At 62.2% G+C, this 19,833-nt stretch carries 22 protein-coding genes; 6 read left to right on the top strand and 16 right to left on the bottom strand.

What is annotated here, in order from left to right:
* Positions 1-5: 5 nt before the first annotated feature.
* Genes PspCFBP13509_RS14310 through PspCFBP13509_RS14290 form a run of 5 tightly spaced genes read right to left on the bottom strand, consistent with a single transcriptional unit; the run spans position 6 to position 4,651 of the window.
* Positions 6-1,037 (bottom strand): ABC transporter ATP-binding protein, encoded by a 1,032-nt coding sequence (locus PspCFBP13509_RS14310; RefSeq protein WP_137212209.1) that lies wholly within the window; start codon positions 1,035-1,037, stop codon positions 6-8.
* Positions 1,034-1,828, bottom strand: coding sequence for an ABC transporter permease (locus PspCFBP13509_RS14305; RefSeq protein WP_065948102.1), 795 nt, complete (start codon positions 1,826-1,828; stop codon positions 1,034-1,036). The genes PspCFBP13509_RS14310 and PspCFBP13509_RS14305 overlap by 4 nt, the downstream gene beginning before the upstream one ends.
* The gene (locus PspCFBP13509_RS14300) at positions 1,825-2,643 is read right to left on the bottom strand and encodes an ABC transporter permease (RefSeq protein ID WP_137212208.1); all 819 of its coding nucleotides are present in this window, start codon (positions 2,641-2,643) and stop codon (positions 1,825-1,827) included. The genes PspCFBP13509_RS14305 and PspCFBP13509_RS14300 overlap by 4 nt, the downstream gene beginning before the upstream one ends.
* A complete protein-coding gene (locus PspCFBP13509_RS14295) occupies positions 2,644-3,648 on the bottom strand; it encodes an ABC transporter substrate-binding protein (RefSeq protein ID WP_137212207.1) in 1,005 nt (334 codons plus the stop codon).
* Positions 3,632-4,651 (bottom strand): LacI family DNA-binding transcriptional regulator, encoded by a 1,020-nt coding sequence (locus tag PspCFBP13509_RS14290; protein WP_137212206.1) that lies wholly within the window; start codon positions 4,649-4,651, stop codon positions 3,632-3,634. Before PspCFBP13509_RS14290 ends, PspCFBP13509_RS14295 begins: the two co-directional genes overlap by 17 nt.
* Before the next feature lie 355 nt (positions 4,652-5,006).
* Between PspCFBP13509_RS14290 and PspCFBP13509_RS14285 the strand changes: the two genes are divergently transcribed.
* The 3 genes from PspCFBP13509_RS14285 (at position 5,007) to PspCFBP13509_RS14275 (ending at position 8,294) form a co-directional block, all read left to right on the top strand.
* Complete coding sequence (locus tag PspCFBP13509_RS14285; RefSeq protein ID WP_027607243.1) at positions 5,007-6,104, top strand: carboxynorspermidine decarboxylase; 1,098 nt, start codon at positions 5,007-5,009, stop codon at positions 6,102-6,104.
* Positions 6,105-6,132: 28 nt separating this feature from the next.
* Positions 6,133-7,377, top strand: coding sequence for a saccharopine dehydrogenase family protein (locus PspCFBP13509_RS14280; RefSeq protein ID WP_137212205.1), 1,245 nt, complete (start codon positions 6,133-6,135; stop codon positions 7,375-7,377).
* Positions 7,378-8,054: 677 nt separating this feature from the next.
* Complete coding sequence (locus PspCFBP13509_RS14275; protein ID WP_137212204.1) at positions 8,055-8,294, top strand: DUF6124 family protein; 240 nt, start codon at positions 8,055-8,057, stop codon at positions 8,292-8,294.
* A 37-nt stretch (positions 8,295-8,331) separates the two neighbouring features.
* On the opposite strand, the gene glsB is transcribed toward PspCFBP13509_RS14275, so the two are convergent.
* The 4 genes from glsB to PspCFBP13509_RS14255 all read right to left on the bottom strand — a co-directional run bounded on the left by glsB (position 8,332) and on the right by PspCFBP13509_RS14255 (position 10,496).
* Entirely contained in the window at positions 8,332-9,240 is a 909-nt protein-coding gene (glsB, locus tag PspCFBP13509_RS14270; protein ID WP_137212203.1) for a glutaminase B, read from the bottom strand.
* 80 nt (positions 9,241-9,320) lie between these two features.
* The gene (locus PspCFBP13509_RS14265) at positions 9,321-9,707 is read right to left on the bottom strand and encodes a hypothetical protein (protein WP_065924593.1); all 387 of its coding nucleotides are present in this window, start codon (positions 9,705-9,707) and stop codon (positions 9,321-9,323) included.
* Positions 9,697-10,092, bottom strand: a complete 396-nt coding sequence (locus PspCFBP13509_RS14260) for a hypothetical protein (protein ID WP_137212202.1) — start codon at positions 10,090-10,092, stop codon at positions 9,697-9,699. Before PspCFBP13509_RS14260 ends, PspCFBP13509_RS14265 begins: the two co-directional genes overlap by 11 nt.
* Before the next feature lie 59 nt (positions 10,093-10,151).
* Positions 10,152-10,496, bottom strand: coding sequence for a hypothetical protein (locus PspCFBP13509_RS14255; RefSeq protein ID WP_053134342.1), 345 nt, complete (start codon positions 10,494-10,496; stop codon positions 10,152-10,154).
* A 90-nt stretch (positions 10,497-10,586) separates the two neighbouring features.
* Between PspCFBP13509_RS14255 and PspCFBP13509_RS14250 the strand changes: the two genes are divergently transcribed.
* Complete coding sequence (locus PspCFBP13509_RS14250; protein ID WP_074847090.1) at positions 10,587-10,922, top strand: hypothetical protein; 336 nt, start codon at positions 10,587-10,589, stop codon at positions 10,920-10,922.
* 74 nt (positions 10,923-10,996) lie between these two features.
* Here the strand turns inward: PspCFBP13509_RS14250 and PspCFBP13509_RS14245 are convergent, their stop codons facing one another.
* A complete protein-coding gene (locus PspCFBP13509_RS14245; protein WP_065948095.1) occupies positions 10,997-11,407 on the bottom strand; it encodes a hypothetical protein in 411 nt (136 codons plus the stop codon).
* 110 nt (positions 11,408-11,517) lie between these two features.
* Here PspCFBP13509_RS14245 and PspCFBP13509_RS14240 point away from each other — a divergent pair, with 110 nt between their 5' ends.
* Entirely contained in the window at positions 11,518-12,366 is an 849-nt protein-coding gene (locus PspCFBP13509_RS14240; protein ID WP_027607254.1) for an AraC family transcriptional regulator, read from the top strand.
* Here the strand turns inward: PspCFBP13509_RS14240 and PspCFBP13509_RS14235 are convergent, their stop codons facing one another.
* The 3 genes from PspCFBP13509_RS14235 to PspCFBP13509_RS14225 are packed head-to-tail and all read right to left on the bottom strand — an operon-like array spanning position 12,367 to position 15,183.
* Positions 12,367-13,155, bottom strand: a complete 789-nt coding sequence (locus PspCFBP13509_RS14235; RefSeq protein ID WP_137212201.1) for an ABC transporter ATP-binding protein — start codon at positions 13,153-13,155, stop codon at positions 12,367-12,369.
* Positions 13,149-14,138 carry an ABC transporter permease gene (locus PspCFBP13509_RS14230; RefSeq protein ID WP_137212200.1) on the bottom strand — a complete coding sequence of 330 codons (990 nt, stop codon included), beginning with the start codon at positions 14,136-14,138 and terminating at the stop codon, positions 13,149-13,151. Before PspCFBP13509_RS14230 ends, PspCFBP13509_RS14235 begins: the two co-directional genes overlap by 7 nt.
* Positions 14,125-15,183: an ABC transporter substrate-binding protein gene (locus tag PspCFBP13509_RS14225; protein ID WP_065948092.1), complete on the bottom strand. Its 1,059-nt coding sequence runs from the start codon at positions 15,181-15,183 to the stop codon at positions 14,125-14,127. The genes PspCFBP13509_RS14230 and PspCFBP13509_RS14225 overlap by 14 nt, the downstream gene beginning before the upstream one ends.
* Before the next feature lie 235 nt (positions 15,184-15,418).
* Here PspCFBP13509_RS14225 and PspCFBP13509_RS14220 point away from each other — a divergent pair, with 235 nt between their 5' ends.
* Positions 15,419-16,363 (top strand): aliphatic sulfonate ABC transporter substrate-binding protein, encoded by a 945-nt coding sequence (locus tag PspCFBP13509_RS14220; protein ID WP_137212199.1) that lies wholly within the window; start codon positions 15,419-15,421, stop codon positions 16,361-16,363.
* A 161-nt stretch (positions 16,364-16,524) separates the two neighbouring features.
* Here the strand turns inward: PspCFBP13509_RS14220 and PspCFBP13509_RS14215 are convergent, their stop codons facing one another.
* Genes PspCFBP13509_RS14215 through PspCFBP13509_RS14205 form a run of 3 tightly spaced genes read right to left on the bottom strand, consistent with a single transcriptional unit; the run spans position 16,525 to position 19,764 of the window.
* Complete coding sequence (locus PspCFBP13509_RS14215) at positions 16,525-18,000, bottom strand: FGGY family carbohydrate kinase (protein WP_065924584.1); 1,476 nt, start codon at positions 17,998-18,000, stop codon at positions 16,525-16,527.
* Positions 18,001-18,005: 5 nt separating this feature from the next.
* On the bottom strand, positions 18,006-18,938 hold the full coding sequence (locus PspCFBP13509_RS14210) for a transketolase family protein (protein ID WP_065948089.1): 933 nt from the start codon (positions 18,936-18,938) through the stop codon (positions 18,006-18,008).
* Positions 18,928-19,764 (bottom strand): transketolase, encoded by an 837-nt coding sequence (locus tag PspCFBP13509_RS14205; protein WP_065948088.1) that lies wholly within the window; start codon positions 19,762-19,764, stop codon positions 18,928-18,930. The genes PspCFBP13509_RS14210 and PspCFBP13509_RS14205 overlap by 11 nt, the downstream gene beginning before the upstream one ends.
* Positions 19,765-19,833 lie beyond the last annotated feature (69 nt).

The following is a 19,833-nucleotide window of genomic DNA, read 5'->3' as shown; positions in this document are numbered from 1 at the left end:
AACTCTCACGCATTCAGGGTGAACAACATGTGCGGCGCAATCGCCAGGGCAATCGGCGCGCCGACGGCGTACAGGTGGTTGTCGCTGCTGTCCACCAGCAGCGGTTGCGGGCCGCCCACGTCCACCAACAGGCGGCTTTGCGCGCCCTGGAAAAACTGCGCCAATAGATGGCCGTGCAAGTGCCCTTCGCTCTCCATCACCCGCAAGTGTTCGGGGCGGCAGTACACCGTGTTGGGCACGTCGACGGCCTGCCACGGCAACTCGCCGCCGCAGACTTTCAGGCCATGGGCTGTTCGCGAGGTGACGGCAAAGGCATTGAGGTTGCCGACAAAACCGGCGACGAAGGCATTCGCCGGCTTTTGGTAGATCTCCCGTGGGCTGGCCAGTTGCGCGACGCGGCCGTGCTCCATCACCAGGATACGATCGCCCAGGGCCATGGCTTCGCCCTGGTCGTGGGTGACAAATACCGAGGTGATACCGAGGCCGCGCAGCAGTTCATTCAGCTCGCTGCGCAGGCGCTCGCGCAATTGCGCATCCAGGGCCGCCAGCGGTTCATCCAGCAACAGCACTTTAGGGCGCGGCGCCAGGGCACGGGCCAGGGCCACCCGTTGACGTTGGCCACCGGACAATTCGTGGATGCTGCGCTTGCCATGCTGTTGCAGGCCGACCAACTCCAGCAGTTCCTCACAGCGCTTGTTCCGCGCAAGCGGCGCCATGCCGCGAATCTTCAAGCCGTAGACGATATTGCCGGCCACATCGAGGTTGGGAAACAGCGCGTAGTTCTGGAACACCATGCCCACGTCGCGGCGCTCGATGGGCAGGCGGGTGACGTCGTCGGTGCCGAAAAAAACCTGGCCCACATCCGGGCGTTCCAGGCCGGCAATCAGGCGCAAGGTGGTGGTCTTGCCGCAGCCGGACGGGCCGAGGATCGCCAGGGTCTCACCGCCTTCGACGGTCAGGTTCAGGTCATGCACAGCCACGGTGCCGTCGGCGAATGCCTTGCGACAGCCTTGCAGGCGGATAGTGATAGCGGTCATCGACGCTCTCCACGGGACAAACGAGCGCTGATGGCCTGCAACGCAATCAGCAGCGGCACGATCATCAGCAAAAAGATAAGGGTATAGGCGCTGGCGATTTCCAGGCGCGCCGAGGCGTAGCTGTCGGCCAGGCCCACGGGCAATGTCTTGGTCATCGGCGTGTGGAGCATCCAGGTCAGGTTGAATTCCCCCAACGACAAGGTCACCACCATCAGCACGCCCGCCAGAATCCCCGCCCGGCAGTTGGGCACCACCACGCTGAAAAAGCGCCTGATCGGCCCGGCGCCCAGACTGGCCGCCGCCTCTTCCAGCACCGGCAGTTGCTGGCGTTGCATCACCGCCATCACCGGACGTACCAGGAACGGCAAGGTGAACAACACATGGCCGACCAGGATGAACAGCCAACTGCTGCGAAACGTGCCGAACTGGCCATAGGTGAGCAGCAACGCCAGCGCACTGGCCAGCCCCGGCATCGCCACGGGCAGCACCATCAGCTCTTCGAAGGCACGGCTGAAGCGGTTGTTCATGCGCACCAGCGCATAGGCCGCCGGCACGCCGATCACGCAGACACACACCGCGCACGCCAGGGCCAATTGCAACGACAGCCATACGGTGGGCGAATAGGCCTGCCATACCTGGATCAGCCAGTCGAACGTCAGGCCGCTGGACAGGCCGACGAAGAAATTGCGCGTCAACCCGGCCAGCAACGACATCAGCACCGGCACCAGCATGAACGCGCACACCAGCAGGGTGAACAGCAGTTGCATCACAAACAGCGATGAGCGTTTCACAAGACCGTCCCCGCATTTTTCACCAGGCGTCGCGTGAGCAACAGCGCCGCCCAGGTCACCGCGCCGAGCACCACCGACAACGCGGCGGCGACGGCAAAATTGGCGTAGTTGGTGAATACATTGTAGATCGCCACCGGGGTTACATTCAGGCGCGTGCCCAAGGTGAACGCGGTGCCGAAGGCGCCCATGGACGTGGCGAAGCAGATCGCACCGCAGGACGCCAACGCCGGCGCCAGGCCCGGCACGATCACGTCGCAGACCACCCGCCAGTGCCCTGCTCCCAGCGAATGCGCGGCTTCTTCCAGGCTGCGGTCGAGGCTTTCGCACGCGGCCATCACCGTGAGGATCACCCGCGGAATCGAGAAGTACAGGTAGCCGACAAACAGCCCGGCCAGCGAGTAGGCAAAGATCCAGCGCTCACCGGCCAATTGCAGGCCCAGGGACGCCAGCAACCCCTGGCGTCCGGCCAGCAGGATCACCAGGAAGCCCACCACCACCCCCGGAAACGCCAGGGGAAACGTGAGCAACGCCACCAACGCCGAGCGCCCGAAAAACTGCTGGCGCGCGAGGAACACGCCGCTGATGCCACCGATCAACAACGCGGTGAACGTCACCACGATGGCCAGCACGCAGGTCTGCGCCAGGCTGCCCAGGTACTGCGCGCTGCTGAGCACCTGCCAATAGCCGCTGCCGTGGCTGTCGCGGCTATCGGCGCCGAGCACCATCAAGTGTGCCAGCGGCAGCAGCCAGAACGCGAACAGCACTGCAAAGGCCGGGGCCAGCGCCCAGGCTGCCTGTTTTGCCGATGCAGCCACTTACTTGACCTCGTTCAGGTAACGGGCGGCGAAGGCTTCCTGCACAGCGGCCATTTTCTGATAGTCCACCACACCGGCGCGGGCGTAATCGCTGTCGGGCAGGAACTGCGCGGCGACATCGGCCGGCATGGTCACCGGACGTACCGGGCGCAAGTAAGCCTTGGCCCAGAGTGCCTGGCCTTGGTCCGACAGCACGAAGTCCAGCACCTTCTCGCCATTGGCGCGGTGCGGCGCGTTGGCCACCAGGCTCATCACATAGGGCACGCTGATGCTGCCTTCCTTGGGGATCACGAAGGCGACGTTGGCGTTGTCCTTGTAGCGGGCGCGGTAGGCGTTGAAGTCGTAGTCCACCAGGATCGGCAACTCGCCGGACAGTACCCGCGCATAGGCGGTCTGCTTGGGCACGATGGGGGCGTTTTTCGCCAGCTTCTGGAAGTAGTCGATGGCCGGGGCGAAGTTGTCCAGGTCGCCGCCCATTGCGCGGTTGATCGCCACGGCAGAGACGTAGCCGACGAAGGCGCTGGACGGGTCCAGGTAGCCGACCATGCCTTTGTATTGCGGCTTGAGCAGGTCGGCCCAGCTTTGCGGCACCGGCAGGCCGCCCAATGCATCGACGTTGACCATGATGCCCAGGGTGCCGGAGTGGATCGCAAACCACTGGCCGGCGGGGTCTTTCAACCCGGCGGGGATCTGTTCCCAGCCCTTGGGCTTATAACCCTCGACCACGCCGGCCTTTTGCGCCTGCAAGCCGAAGGTCACGCCGTAGTAGACCACGTCGGCGACGGGCGCGGCCTTTTCGGCCACCAGTTGCGCCAGGGACTGGCCGGAGTTCTTGTTGTCCAGCGGCACCTGCACACCGGTGCTGGCGGCGATGGCCTTGAGCTGGGTGCCCCAGTCGGCCCAGTCCGGCGGGCAGTTGTAGCAAATCGCGGTGTCGGCGGCCTGGGCCAGGCTGGCCACACCGCAGAGCAGCACGGTGGCCAGGGTTTTACTGAATGCGCGCATCAAGGGACTCCTCAAAGGGTTGGGTACTTTCGCCCGGCCGGATATGGCAAGGCAGGCAATGGGAAATGGGATCGTTGCCGGCGATCTGCGCCAGCAGTTGGTCAATCACCGTGCTGGCCAGCAGCGCGATGGGCTGTACCACGCTGCACAGGGTCGGGTGCATCTGGGTGCCGAGGGCGATGCCGTCAAAGCCCATCACCGACAGTTGCCCAGGTACATTCCAGGCGTTGCGGCGCAGCTCGGCGATCAGGCTGATAGCCAGGAAATCGTTGGAACACACCAGCGCGCTGGGGGCGTCGGGGCCGTTGAGGTACGGCTGGATGGCAGCGAATTCAGCCTGGGTATGGGCGGGCATTTCGATCACCGCGCGGTTTTTGAGACCGTATGCCTTCATCGCGTCGCAGTAACCGGCATAGCGCAGGCGTGCGCGGTCGGACTGCAAGGCGGGGCCGGCGACCATGCTGATACGTCGATGACCGGCCTCCAGCAGGTAACGCGTGGCCAAGGCCATGCCGGCGCGGTTGTCCACCGACACGGCGCTGTAGTTGGGGTTGCTCGGTTGGTGATAGGCCAGCACGAACGGCGTCCGTTCGGTATTCAGGCTGCTGAGCACGCTGTTGCTTTCGGCATCGGTGACCGTCAGCACCAGGCCATCGACGCGCTGGCGCAGCAGTTCTTCCACTACGATGCACTCGCGCTCGCTGCTGTAGTCGGTGGTCGCCAGCACCAGGCTGTAGCCACGCAAACGTGCGGCACGCTCCATGGCCTGGAACTGTTCGGCGAACACCGGGTTGAGCAGGTTGGGCACCACCACGCCGATCAACTGGGTCGTTTGCAGGCGCAGTTGGCGGCCGAGCAGGTTGGGCCGAAACCCCAACTCCCGGGCAGCGGCGAACACCTGCTCACGGGTCGCCGGGCGCACCTGGTCGGGGGAGGCAAAAGTGCGGGCGGCGGTAGCGCGGGATACGCCAGCCAGCCGCGCAACGTCTTTCAGGTCAGTCATGTTTACTCGCTTGAGATCGATCTCATTGGCGAGGACAGTAACGGGGGAATGTGGCAGGAAGGTGGTGGGGAGATGACGGTTTGATGGCAGTGCAACAAAGTCACATAGGCCAATATGTGGGAGGGGGCTTGAACCCGATAGTGGTGTGTCAGGCACCCTATTGGCGGGCTGGTCCACCGCTATCGGGAGCAAGCCCCCTCCCACACCGGGCCGGTGCATATCCTTAGATAGTCATACTCCGGGGCTATGCTTGAAAAACCGGCGTGCAAAATCCGCCCACTAACCTTTCGATTCGATCCAAGTGCGGGCACAATGCGTGTCCTTTTTTGGCAGGCACCGCCGCAGGCTCTCAAAAATGATCAAAACGCCGTACTACCTCATCGATAAACAGAAGCTTCTGGTCAACATGCAGAAGATTGCTTACGTGCGCGAGCAGTCCGGCGCCAAGGCCCTGCTGGCGCTCAAGTGCTTTGCCACCTGGTCGGTGTTCGACCTGATGCAGGAATACATGGACGGCACTACCTCGTCGTCGCTGTATGAGTTGAAGCTCGGTCGCCAGAAGTTCGAAGGTGAGGCGCACGCCTACAGCGTGGCCTGGGCCGATGATGAAATCGAAGAGATGCTCGATAACTGCGACAAGATCATCTTCAACTCCATCAGCCAGCTGCAGCGCTTTGCCGAGCGCAGCGAAGGCAAGACCCGTGGCCTGCGTGTGAACCCGCAGGTAAGCAGCTCCGACTACCTGCTGGCCGACCCGGCGCGTCCGTTCAGCCGCCTGGGCGAATGGGACCCGGTGAAGATCGAAGGCGTGATCGAGCAGATCTCCGGCTTCATGTTCCACAACAACTGCGAGAACGGCGATTTCAACCTGTTCGACCAGATGCTGAACACCATCGAAGAACGCTTCGGCGCGCTGCTGCACAAGGTCAACTGGGTCAGCCTCGGCGGCGGCATCCACTTCACCGGTGAAGGCTATGCCATCGACGCCTTCTGCCAGCGCCTCAAGGCGTTCTCGCAGAAGTACGACGTGCAGGTCTACCTGGAACCCGGCGAAGCGGCGATCACCAACAGCGCGTCCCTGGAAGTCACCGTGCTCGACACCCTCTACAACGGCAAAAACCTCGCCGTCGTGGACAGCTCCATCGAAGCCCACCTGCTGGACCTGCTGATCTATCGCCTCAACGCCAAGCTGGCGCCGAGCGAGGGCGAACACACCTACATGGTGTGCGGCAAATCCTGCCTGGCCGGGGACATCTTCGGCGAGTATCAATTTGATCGTCCGCTGGCCATCGGCGATCGGCTGTCGTTCATCGACACCGCGGGCTACACCATGGTCAAGAAAAATTGGTTCAACGGCCTGAAAATGCCGTCCATCGTAGTGAAACAACTCGACGGTACAGTCGAAGTGGTTCGTGAATTTGGTTACGACGACTACCTGTCCAGCCTTTCGTAAGCTGGCGGATATAGGAGAAATAAAGCAATTGAAAAAGAACGTTCTTATCATTGGTGCAGGAGGTGTCGCCAAGGTGGTGGCCCACAAGTGCGCGCAGCACAACGACGAACTCGGTCGTATTGCTATCGCGTCGCGCAACATCTCCAAATGCCAGGCCATCATCGACAGCGTCAAGGCCAAGGGTAGCCTCAAGGTGCCCGCCGACATCCAGGCCTTCGCGCTGAACGCCCTGGACGTGGAAGCGACCAAGGCCCTGATCCGCGAGACCGAATCGCAGATCGTCATCAACGTGGGTTCCGCGTTCCTCAACATGTCGGTACTGCGTGCCTGCATCGACACGGGCGTTGCGTACCTCGACACCGCCATCCACGAAGAGCCGGGCAAGGTCTGCGAGACCCCGCCGTGGTACGGCAACTACGAATGGAACCACCTGGAAGAGTGCAAACAGAAGAACATCACCGCCATCCTTGGCGTGGGCTTCGACCCGGGTGTCGTCAACGCGTATGCCGCGCTGGCGCAGCAACAGCATTTCGACCGCATTGATTCGATCGACATCCTCGACGTCAATGCCGGCTCCCATGGCAAATACTTCGCCACCAATTTCGATCCGGAAATCAACTTCCGCGAATTCACCGGACAGGTGTGGAGCTGGCAGAACAGCCAGTGGACCAGCAACACCATGTTCGAAGTCAAACGCACCGACGACCTGCCGGTCGTGGGTTCGCAGAACCTCTACCTCACCGGCCACGATGAAGTGCACTCGCTGTCGAAAAACCTCGACGTGCCCAACGTGCGGTTCTGGATGAGCTTCGGCGAACACTACATCAACGTGTTCACCGTGCTGAAAAACCTCGGCCTGCTCTCCGAGAAGCCGGTCACCACCGCCGAAGGCCTGGAAGTGGTGCCGTTGAAAGTGGTCAAGGCCGTGTTGCCCGACCCGTCTTCGCTCGCCCCGGGCTACACCGGCAAGACCTGCATCGGCGACCTGGTCAAAGGCACCAAGGATGGCCAGCCACGCGAGATGTTCATCTACAACGTGGCGTGCCACGAAGAAGCCTTTGCCGAGACGGACAGCCAGGGCATCTCCTACACCGCAGGCGTTCCACCGGTAGCCGCAGCGCTGCTGGTCGCCCGGGGCGAGTGGGATGTGAAACACATGGCCAACGTCGAGGAACTGCCGGCTGAGCCGTTTCTCAAGGCGCTGGACGTGATGGGCCTGCCGACTCGCATCAAGGACGAGCACGGTGATCGGGCCTGGGATGCGATTGCCTGATAGGCGATAGCTGACCGAACAAAAAAATGCGCCCTCAGGGGCGCATTTTTTGTTTGGGGTAGGTAGCGATTACAAACCAATAAAGATCCAAATGTGGGAGGGGGCTTTTGTGGTGAGCGGGCTTGCCCCGCGCTGGGCTGCGAAGCGGCCCCAAAACCGGCCAATGGGTTATGACTGAAAAAACGCGGTGCCTGGATTGGGGCTGCTTCGCAGCCCAGCGCGGGGCAAGCCCGCTCACCACAGAGTTATGTATAAGCCTTTAAGAGTTGTGTAGATACTCATGCCCGATGAGGCCGTGTCAGTTGATGCATCTTGGCTGACACACTGCTATCAGGGGCAAGCCCCTCCCACAGGGATAGCACTTCGCCCCAGACTCTCAGAGTTTTCCCACGACTGTTTCAGGTTGTCGCTCGGAACGCGGCTGACTAACCTCTGCGCCGTCGCTGCCAATTCAGCGACCGGATTTGACCGTCCGGCCTTGTTAACGAACTGCTACGCCCTGCACCTATCCCAGGCGTTTTTTTTGTGCCTGAGGTATCGTGTCGCGGCAGTTGTGCGCGGGATACTTTCGGGTATGCCGGGTTCGTTGACAACCGGTCGGTCAACCCGCGTACAGCTGCCACCCTCTTCGTTTGACCGCAAACGCTGGCGGCTCCACTTGTCGACGGAGTTCCACCATGATTAAAGACACCCCAAATCCTCCAGATAAACTCTTCACCGTGCGCCCCGACCTGGGCACGGAAACCCTGCTGGTCAACGCCTCCCAGGATCTATCCTCCATCACCGACATCGCCACGCACCTGGCCTTTGAAATCGACGGTGCGCAACGCAATGTGGCGTTGGGCATCTGCCGAATGCTGGAAGGTGTGCAACTGTTGGTAGACAAAGCATTGGATTACGCCCATCCAGCGGCATGACACCCAGATCATCGTTCCCACGCGCGTGGGAACGATCTCAAAACACCGACCACCCAATCCGCTCACTCAACAACTCCAACGCCTTGATCCCCGCCAGCGAGTTGCCCGCCGCGTTCAACTCCGGCGACCACACGCACACCGTAAACTGCCCCGGCACCACCGCGACGATCCCGCCGCCTACCCCGCTCTTGCCCGGCAATCCCACGCGATAGGCAAAATTGCCCGCCTCGTCATACAGCCCGCTGGTGGCCATGATCGAGTTGACTTGCTTGGTCTGCCGCGCGGTGAGGATCTGTTCGCCGCTGTGGGCGCTGGTGCCCTCGTTGGCCAGGAAGCTGAACGCCTTGGCCAGGTCCAGGCAGCTCATCTGCAGGGCGCAGTAGTTGAAGTAGCTGTGCAGCACCGCGTCCACATCGTTGTGGAAGTTGCCGAAGGACTTCATCAGATAGGCCATGGCCGCATTGCGCGCACCGTGCTGGGCTTCGGAGTCGGCGACCACGCTGTTGACCAGGATCTGCGGGTTGCCCGACAGGCGCCGCACGAAGTCGCGCATCGACAGGATCGGCACGGCAAAGCGTGATTGGTTGATGTCGCAGATCACCAGCGCGCCGGCATTGATGAAGGGGTTACGCGGGCGGCCGCGTTCGAATTCCAGTTGCACCAACGAGTTGAACGGTTGCCCCGAAGGCTCGTGGCCCAGGCGTTCCCAGATGGTTTCACCACCGTGGTCGATGGCCTGCACCAGGCTGAACACCTTGGAAATGCTTTGCACCGAGAACAGCGTATCGGCGTCACCGGCGCGGTAGGCCGAGCCGTCGTTGCCGTATACCGCGATGCCCAGTTGGTTGGCCGGTACATCGGCCAGCGCGGGAATGTAGTCGGCGACTTTGCCGCGGCCGATCAGGGGGCGCACTTCGTCGAGGATCGACTCCAGCAGCGCCTGCATGTCTTGTCCTGTCATCTGTCTTTGAATCAGTGGAAAGCGGGGTGCGGAGGATACCTGAAACACGCAGGCCAGGTGGCGTACTACATAACGTGAAGGCCCTCCTCGTCCCGGCAATACATAAGGGACTCGTACTGAAACGATATCAAGAAACAGGCCTCACACCTCGCAGTCAGTTGCTCAACCAGGTGCCTGACGTCAGCCAATGGATCAGCGTCCTCCGGCGCAGGCCCCTTGATGCGCAGATAACCACGAACGGCCACCGGAAATGCCAGATCGCTCGGGCCTTGCGCCCGAATATCAGGATCATCCACTTCATAGCAGCCGCTCAGAAAAAGACCTGAATGAAAGTGCGCCACCACCGAGTGTTCATTCTGTTCCAGTTCAGCAACGCCCACCGCGTTCACGGCGTCAGCCAGATGGACCAGGGACATTCGCTTATCAGCCTCAAGATGAATATCAAGCCCCATGGAGCGCAGCCTCCAACCGTGTGTACAAGCGTAATCCCTCAGTCTCGTCAGCGTTCGCGTCGAGAAACACCAGATCCTCGCAAAGCCCCGACGGCAACGAAATACCCACCACAAAATCACGCCCTGTTGCGCCGGCCAGGGCTTTGGCAAACACAACCAATTGGTCAATTTGAGATTGGCTGACGTGAGGTAAAGGAAGGTGGAGCCCGATAAACCAGTCATTCAGATCATCAGGCGCCAGGTCGGGTGTACGCTCGTGCTGGTGATTCACAAACACGGCGCAATATTGCGCCCAATCGCTGACCAATGCGCGAAAGGCGTCGGCCAATACCGGTTCGATTGCCTGGTTGTCAGATCCATCGACGTAACAATAAAGCGTGTGCATGGTGCGCATCCTGGTCCGCGGGCGGGCAATTCTAGCGCGAACGCGGTGAACACCTCGATTCAATGCGCCCTGAAGCCCCACACAATCTCTACCACCCGCTCGGCCACCACCAGATAAACCAGGATCAGCAACAGTTGCAATGCCAGGTGATAACGCAGCTTGGCCAGCCGACGAATGCCATCGCTGACGTTCAATAGCATCAGCACTGTCGACAGAAGGATCAGCCCCCACCCTGCCACGCTGGAGGCAAACACCCCGATAAACAGGTCCTGCTGCCCCACGAGGGTATTGGTGCCCGCCGCAAACAACAGCGCGCACACCAGCAGGTTTTTGACGTTGTCGAAAATTTGCGTGCTCAGGTCGTTTTCCAGCAGGGCCACATACCGCTTCCATAACGTGCGCATGAGTCATTACCGGGTGGGGATCGCTTGTCAATCAAAGTAGTCCATATGCCCGTACACTGCACCGTTGCGCTTACTCCACGAGGACTTTGCATGAAATTGATGATTGGCCTGGCCGCTGTACTGCTGGTATCGGCCTGTACCACGACCCCACCCGCCCAGGACGCTGCGGCGTCCACCTGCCTGGCAGGCGGCGGTACCATGAAGCAAGTCGGCAAGCTGCAGAGCTGGAAATGCATCACCCCGTACAAGGATGCTGGCAAGGCATGTACCGATTCGAGCCAGTGTGAAGGCGAGTGCCAGACCAGCGTCACCACCCAGTCCGGCAACGGTCCGGTGACCGGCGCGTGCCAAGTGGATAACGGCCACTTCGGCTGCTCGGCGACGGTGGAGAAAGGCAAGCTGGGCCGAGCGAACTGCGTGGACTGAGCCATACCACCAACCCATGTGGGAGCGGGCCCGCGGCCAGACCCGCTCGCACATTTTTTGCTCCACTTTACCCTTCAAAAATGCGCCACATCCGACACCCGCTCATCCAGCACATCCCGCGCCAGTGCCCAGGCCTGGTCCTTGGATTCCACCACCAGCAACGGGTAGCCCCAGGCCTTGCTGAACATCACCGCGAACGGCTTGAGTGCCAGGCGTTTGGCGGCGCTGGGCTCAACTTGGATCATGCCTTTGACGAACATGCGCAGCGCCTGTTTGTTTTTCTTCATCCAGATCGACGCCTGCTTACGCTCTTCGTGGGAGTGCTCATGGTTGTTTTCATCCACGGATTTTTCGTGCAGCAACATAAAGGCCTGCTCCCTCGCCAATAGCCCTTCAAAGGCCAGGAAAGCATCCTGCGGCCCACCTTCGCTGGGCGCATCGAAGACGATTTTCACCACAGGGAACGTTGTACTGTCGAGTCGCATGGCAAAGCTCCTTAATGAGAGTGGATCTCAATATAAAGCTCGAACCCCTGGACGGCATTGCACAGAATAGCCAGACTGTTTCGCAATCCGGCCAACTTGCGACCCGCGCCATGAAGCACCACCGTCTTGATCTGCTCGACCCGTTGATGGCCAAGGACGCCGACCTGTTCCCCCGCGCCGTGGTGGCCGTGGGCGCCACCAGCACGTCGGACACCTGGGAACATGCCCAGCACGCGCACCGCAAGGGCCAGTTGATGTACACCCTGCGCGGGGTCATCCACTGTGAAATCGAAGCGGGGATCTGGATCGTGCCGCCCCAGTGTGCATTATGGATTCCCGGCGGTACGCCCCATGCTGCGCGCGGGTCTGGCGAGGCCGAGGTGTATTGCCTGCTGATCGACCCCGACGCCGCCCACGCCCTGCCGCCGCAATGCTGCACCCTGGCCGTGTCCGGGTTGCTGCATGAGCTGATCAGCAAGGCCGTCAGTTTCCCGCAATTCTATGACGAGGCCGGCGCCCAAGGCCGCTTGATCAACACCTTGCTGGATGAACTGGCCGCCGCCCCGGTCGAAGCCCTGCACCTGCCCATGCCCCAGGACGCACGCTTGCGCCGCCTGGCCAACAGCCTGCTGGCCGACCCGACCGACAAAGCCACCCTCGGTCAATGGGCCGTGCGCATCGGCATGAGCGAGCGCAGCATGACGCGCCTGTTGCTGGAGGAATTGGGCCTGAGTTTCGGCCGCTGGCGCCGGCAGTTGCATGTAATCCTGTCCCTGCAACGGCTGGCCAAGGGTGAAAGTGTGCAACGGGTGGCCCTGGACCTGGGTTATGAAAACGCCAGTGGCTTCATCACCATGTTCCGCAAGGCGGTGGGCCAGCCGCCCGCGCGTTACCTGGCGGACCGTGCCGGTGTCTCAAGTACGACCACCCAGGCCATTGCGCTGAAAGACGCCCACTGACTACCAGTTTTCGCCCAACCCCAGCAGGCCCAGTATCTGCCGCCGCAGGTCCACCAGGTAAGGATCGTCCCGGTGCCGTGGATACGGCCTATCGATGCTCAACTGTGCCTGGATCTTCGCCGGGCGGTCGCTGAACACAATCACCCGGTTGGCCAGCAGCAAGGCTTCTTCCACATCGTGGGTCACCAGCAGGGCCGTGTAGCCCTGGCGCTGCCACAGGTCGATCAGCTCTTTTTGCATGGTGATGCGGGTCAGGGAGTCGAGTTTGCCCAGGGGTTCGTCGAGGATCAGCAAACGCGGCTGGTTGACCAGGGCACGGGCCAACGCCACCCGCTGGGCCATGCCGCCGGACAACTGCCGGGGATAGGCACGGGCGAACGGGCCAAGGCCGACCTTGTGCAGGGCCTCATCGACCTTGGCCGAATGGGTCTTGAGCAGGCCTTGGGCTTCGAGGCCGAGGGCGACGTTGTCCCACACCCGGCGCCATGGGTACAGGGTCGGGTCCTGGAACACCACCACGCGGCTTGGGTCCGGCCCGGTGATGGGTTCGCCATCGGCCAACAGCCGTCCGGCGTCCGCCGGTTCCAGCCCCGCCACCAGGCGCAGCAAGGTGGACTTGCCGCAGCCCGAAGGCCCGAGCAAAGCCACAAACTCTCCCGGCGCCACGTCCAGGGACACCCGCTCCAACACCGGCAAATGCCGTCCGTCCAGCGCAAAACCATGGCTGAGGTTTTCTATGCGCAGCGCCAATCCTTCCGAAGCCGATACCGCGTGTGCCAGGGCTACCATTTCATCGCTCCTTTCTGCCAGGCCAGCAACCGATCACGCACCAGGAACAACCCGGTGATCAACCCCGAACAGGCCAGCGCCATGATCAGCAGTGCGGCGTACATGTTCGCGTAGGCGGCCCAGCCCTGGGCCCATTGCAGGTACCAGCCGATGCCGGATTTGACCCCCATCATTTCCGCCACCACCAAGGTTGAGAATGAGGCGCCCAGGCCCATGAACAGGCCGACGAAGACGTGGGGCAGCGCGGCGGGAATCGCTACTTTGAAAATCAGAAAGCCCGGCCGGGCGCCGAGGGTGCGCGCCACGTCGTAATAGGCTTTATCGACGCTGGCCACGCCGGACCAGGTGAGCACCGTGACCGGAAACCAGGTGGCCAGGGCGATCAAAAACACGCTCGCACTCCAACTGCTGGGAAACAGGAAAAAACACAGCGGCAACAACGCCGTCGATGGCACCGGGCCGAGGATGCGCAGCACCGGGTGCAGCCAGTAGCCGATACGCGTGGACCAGCCAATGGCGACGCCGGCGACAAACCCGGTGGCCGCGCCCAGCGCCACCCCCGAGCCCAGCAGCAGCGCCGAATGCAGCAGGCTGTCGGCCAGGCGTGCGTAGTCTTCGATATACACCGCGAGCAAGGCTTGGGGGGGTGCGAAGAACGGCACCGGCAACAGCGCAAGCTTGGCGGTGAGCAATTCCCAGAGGCCCAGCAGCACCGGCAAGGCGATCAGCCAGGGTGCGGCCGTGCGCAAGCGCAGCGCGAGTTTCGACAACCTTCGGCCCAGCAGGCTCAGCACAATGAACAACGCTGCCGCGCCAACGCACAGGTTGGCCAAGCCTTGGGTCATCGGCCAATTGCGCACCGCGTTGGGCCAGTAACTGATCAGCAGCGCGACGGCCACCCAGGCCGTCACCACCGCCGCGCCTTGCCACCCGAGCTTGAGCGCCACAGGCGGGTTGAGGACGGTTGCGTCAGTTGAAGACATCGGCAGTGATCTCCTTGGCAAACGCTATCGGGTCGGTGCCTTTGCTGATCACTTCCACGGTTTTCAGGTCGGTGACGTAGGTGGTGATCTCCTGGGTCAGCGCCGCGCCGACCGCGTGGTGGCCGTGGGTGTGGTCGTGGAGGATCGCCTGGACTTCTTCGGTGGAGGTGTTCAGTGCGTAGGCCTGGAAGCCTTTGGCGACGTCCTCCGGGTGCTGCACGGAATAGTCATGGGCCTCCAGGATCGCCTGGGTCAGCGCCGCGACCACGCGCTTGTCTTCACGCACCAATTTGCCGGTGACGCCGACCACGCAGCAACTGAGGTTGGCGTATTCCTCCACCAGGTTGGTGGACAACTCCCGCGCCACGCCGGACTTGATCAGGCGGTACATGAACGGGTCACTGCCGCTCACTGCCTGCACTTCGCCACGCTCCAGCGCCGTGCCGAGCAGGTCGGCCGGGTACAGGCGCCACTCCACATCGCGCACCGGGTCGACGCCGTGTTTTTTCAGCAGGATCGAAAAGAAGTTGCGGTCCGGGCTGGCCATGTCGGTCACGCCGATGGCCTTGCCCTTGAGGTCTTCCAGCTTGCTCACGCCGCCGTTGGCGGCACTGAGCAACCGCAGGCAACCGCCATGGGTGCCGGCGGTGAGCTTCACGTCAAAGCCCTGCTCCAGGGCCTTGAGCCAGCGCAGCGCCATGCCCACGCCTGCGTCGGCCTTGCCGGTGGCGATGGCTTCCAGCAAGACCTCGGTGGAGTTGCCGAAGTTGACCAGTTCCACGTCCAGGTTGTGCTTGGTGAAGAAGCCCTGCCCATGGGCGATCACCACCGGCGCCAGGCACACCGCGTTGAGGTTGACTGCCAGTTTGAGTTTGCGCGGTGCGTCGAGGCGGATGAACTCACCGGTGCCGGCAGGCTCCTGGGCGGTAGTGTGGCCGGCGTGTGCGTCGGCGGAAAAACCCAGGCGCGGCAGCGACAGGCTGGCCAGGGTGAGGCCGGCCAGACCCAGCAGGCGGCGACGGGTCAGGTGATCAAAAGCAGCCATGCGAACTATCCCTATTTAATGGATCAGCCCACTCCAAAGAAGGGCCGAAAGCGTCAAAAAAACCATTTTGATTATATTAATGACTGACTTTTATGAAAGAACCATATAATTCTATTGTTATGCCTGATGGGCAGGAAGCGGATGAAAGCGCCCTAAGCTCAGATCGAAAGAGTATTTATCGAATGGTTTTTAGATCATTAAGCTTGGGCATATTTCGTTGAAAATCGAGCCCACCATGCCCCTTCGTCGTCCCCTCGCCGCTGTATTAGGATTGCTGGCCTTTTCCGTCGCTGTCAGTGCGCACGCCCAGGAAACCGTGCGCATCGGTTACCAGAAATCCTCCACGCTGATCACCCTGCTCAAGACCCAGGGCACCTTGGAGAAAGCCCTCAAGGCCGACAACATCGAGGTGAGCTGGCATGAGTTCCCCAGCGGCCTGCCGCTGCTGGAAGCGCTGAACGTCGGCAACGTGGACATCAGCGCCGACGTGGCCGACACCGTGCCGATCTTCGCCCAGGCCGCCCAGGCCAAACTCACCTACTTCGCCCAGGAAGCGCCCTCGCCTTCGGCCCAGGCCATCGTGGTACGCAAGGACTCGCCGATCCAACAGTTGGCGGATTTGAAGGGCAAGAAGATCGCGGTGACCAAGGCCGCCGGCACTCACTATCTGTTGATTGCCGCGCTGGCCAAGGCCGGCCTTGCATTCTCGGATATCGAGCCGGCTTACCTGTCGCCGGCCGATGGCCGCGCGGCGTTCGAGAACAACAAGGTGGACGCCTGGGTCACCTGGGAACCCTTCCTCACCAGCGTGCAGCGCCAACTGCCGACACGCACCCTGGCGGACGGTGCCGGGCTGGCCAGTTACAAGCGTTACTACCTGACCGGCACGCCCTACGCCAAGGCGCACCCGGAGGTATTGAAGGTGGTGTATGCGCAGCTGGAAAACGCCGGCCACTGGGTAAAAACCAACCCGCAGGACGCGGCAAAAGTGCTCGGCCCGCTGTGGGGCAACCTGGATGCAGCCACGGTGGAAGCGGCGAATGCGCACCGCAGTTATCAGGTGCAGCCGGTGACGATTGAGCAGTTGGGTGAGCAGCAGAAGATTGCCGATGCGTTCTTCAAGGCGGGGTTGTTGCCCAAGGCGGTGGATGCCAAGGATGTGCAGACCTGGCGGCCTTGAAGGCGGGTGTGATCTCAATGTGGGAGGGGCGGTGCGACGATTCGACAAGCCCGCTCACCACAACAGCCCTATCTGCCGGACGTTCAGTGTTGAGTCAACGTTATGTAGATCCCTATGCTCATCGGCGGCAAGCCCCTCCCACATTTGGTTTGCATATGCGGTTAGAGGAGTGTTCGGGCTAGAGCCTTTTTCCACTCTGAGTAACGCTCCGCCATCGCCGGATCCTCCTGCGGCTCAAAGCGCTCGCGCTGGCGCTGCAACTGCCCCAGCGCCGCATCACTCGCCCACACCCCCAACGCCCGTCCCGCCAGGTGCGCGGCGCCCAATGCCGAAACCTCCGGCGACAGGCTGCGCACCACCGGGCGTTGCAGCAGGTTGGCGAGGAACTGCATCAGCCAGCGGTTGCGCGTGGCGCCGCCATCCACCCACAGTTCCTTGAGCGGGCTGCCGATGTCTTGCTGCATGGCCTCGAACACATCGCGAATCTGATAGCCGATGGATTCCAGCGCCGCGCGCAGGATGTGCGCGCCGGACGTGGCTTCGGTCAGCCCGCAGATCAGCCCACGGGCGTCGGCCTTCCAGTGCGGTGCGCCGAGGCCGGACAGCGCCGGGACAAAATACACGCCGCCGTTATCCGGCAATTGCGCGGCCTGTTCGGTCAGCGCATCCAGGGATTCTCCCGCCACCAGCTTCGACGCCCACTGCACGGCAGCGCCGGTATGGACGATATTGCCTTCCATGCCGAAAGTAGGTTGGCTGCCATCGTGCCAGGCCAGGGTGGTCGACAGGCCATGGGTGGAGGCAATCGGCCCGCCCATGGGCGTCATCAAGGACGAACCAGTGCCGAGGGTGGCCTTGACCAGCCCCGGCGCGAAACCGCCCTGCCCGTACAGCGCCGCATGGGAGTCGCCGATCATCGACATCACCGGGATGCCGGCGGGCAAGCCGCCCAACGCGACGGTTTCGGCGAAGAAACCGGCGCTCGGCCGGATCGGCGCCAACGCCGCAGCCGGAATGCCGAACAGCGCCAACAGCTCAGGATCCCAGGCGCAGGTGTGCAGGTTGAACAGTTGGGTACGTGCGGCGTTGGAATAGTCGGTGGCGAACACCTGGCCGCCGCTGAGTTGCCACAACAGCCAGCTGTCGACGGTGCCCAGGCAGATATCGCCTGCAGCAGCGCGGGCGTGACCATCCTCAAGGTGATCGAGAATCCAGCGGAACTTGCCCGCCGAGAACATCGGGTCCAACGCCAGCCCGGTCTTTTCCAGGATCAGCGCTTCATGGCCCTGCTCATGCAGGTGCGTGCACAACGCCGTAGAGCGTCGGCACTGCCAACTGATGCACGGCGACAATGGCTCACCGGTATGCCTATCCCAAGCCACCACCGATTCACGCTGGTTGCTGATGGCCAACGCAGTGATCGGACGGTCCACCTGGGCCAGGCATTCTTCAATCGCAGCCAACGTGTTTTGCCAGATCAGCAGCGGGTCCTGCTCGGAAAACCCGACCTGGGGATGGCTGATGCTCAAGGGTCGCGAACCGCGCGCAATCACCTGGCCAAGTTCGTTGACCAGCACCGCCTTGGCGTTGCTGGTGCCTTCATCTATCGCCAGGATCAGCGGGGTATTGTTATTCATTGAATTCACCGCAACCGAGTGGCAGCCGCCACGATCCCAGCCGCGTCGATGTTATGCAAGGCGCGGGTCGGTTCGCGGGCACCGGCGGCGGCGTACTCGCCATCGCCGATACCCAGGCGGATCAGGGCAATGCCCAACCCGGCTTCGGCCAGCACTTCGGCGACCAGGCTGCCGACGCCGCCGTTGATATTGTGTTCCTCCACACTGATGACCGCGCGGGTGCCGCTCAAGGCGCTGAGCAATACATCACGCTGCAAGGGCCGGATCGACGACAGGTTGATCACCTGCGCCTGGATGCCCTGCTCCGCCAGCAATGCCGCTGCATCCACCGCTTCATGCACCACCGAGCCCAGGGCCACGATGCTCACATCGGCGCCCTGGCGCAGGATGTCGACCTGACCGGGCACAAACTGATAATCGGCGCCGTGCACGTCGGGCAAGGCTTTGCCGTCGAGGCGGATATACACCGGGCCGTGGTAGCGCAGCGCGTAATCGACGATCTGCCGGCACTCGACGGCATCGGCGGGGGCGAAGATCTGCACATTGCCAAACCCGCGCATCACCGAAATATCGTCGAGGCTGTGGTGGGTGCTGGCAAGCGGGCCATAACTGGTGCCGGCATTCAGGCCGAACATCTTCACGTTGGCCTGGTTGTAGCAGACGTCCACCTTGATCTGCTCATTGGCCCGCGAGATCAGGAACGGCGCCGCATTGCAGGTGGCGGCGATCTTGCCGCCCAGGGCCAGGCCCGCCGCGACGCTGACCAGGGATTGCTCGGCAATGCCCACATTGATCAGCCGCTCGGGAAAACGCTGGGCAAACGGGCCGATCTTGGCCGTGGAGGTGGAGTCGCTGACCACCGGCACTACGTCCAGCCCGGCATCGACGGCAGCGATAAACGCTTGCACCATGACGCTCGCCAAATGTTCACTCGCCATGGTTCAACTCCTCCAGTGCTGCGTTGATTTCATCACCCTTGGGCACGCGGTGGTGCCATTCGGGGCGGGCTTCGATAAACGACACGCCCTTGCCTTTAATGGTGTGGGCGATCAGCACCTGGGGCGCGCCGGTCTTGGTCTGCATGCTTTCCAGGGCTTCGATCAATTGGCCGACATCGTTACCGTCGCACTCGCTGACGCGGAAGCCAAAGGCCGCCCATTTCACGTCCAGTGGGTCCAGCGGCATGATCTCGGCGGTCAAACCGGCAAGCTGCAGCTTGTTCTTGTCGACGATCACAAACAGGTTATCCAGGCCGTACTTGGCCGCCGCCATCGCCGCTTCCCAGTTGGAGCCTTCGGCCAGTTCGCCGTCACCGGTGAGCACGTAGATGCGCTTGTTGCTGCCGGACATCTTCGCCGCGAGGGCCAGCCCGACCGCCACCGGCAAACCGTGGCCGAGGGCGCCGGTGTTCAGTTCGATGCCGGGGGTTTTCTGGCGTACCGGGTGGCCGGGCAGGTGCGAGTTGAAGTGCTGGTAGGTGGGCAGCCACTCGGTGGGGATGTAGCCCGCCTGCGCCAGGCAGCAGTACAAACCGCCCACGCCGTGGCCCTTGCTCTGGATATAAATATCGCGCTCGGGGTCTTCGGTGCGTTCCGGGCCGGTGTTGAGGACGCGGAAATACAGGGTGGCGAGGATGTCGGTTTCGGAAAGATCCGCCCCGGTGTGCCCGCCGGCCGGTGAGTCGGCGTTCAGGCGGATCACATGGCGACGAATCAGGCGGGCCTGTTCCTTGATCTGGTGGGCGTCGTACTGGAAGGCATTCATGCAGCGGCTCCTTTGAGGCTGACCACGCGGGGTGAAAGTGTCCAAGGCTGTCTTTGAATATTTATTCAG

The organism is Pseudomonas sp. CFBP13509, from assembly GCF_005233485.1.
GTDB lineage: Bacteria > Pseudomonadota > Gammaproteobacteria > Pseudomonadales > Pseudomonadaceae > Aquipseudomonas > Aquipseudomonas marginalis.
The sequence above is the reverse complement of the archived record's forward strand: the minus strand, read 5'-3'. Positions and strand labels throughout refer to the sequence as shown.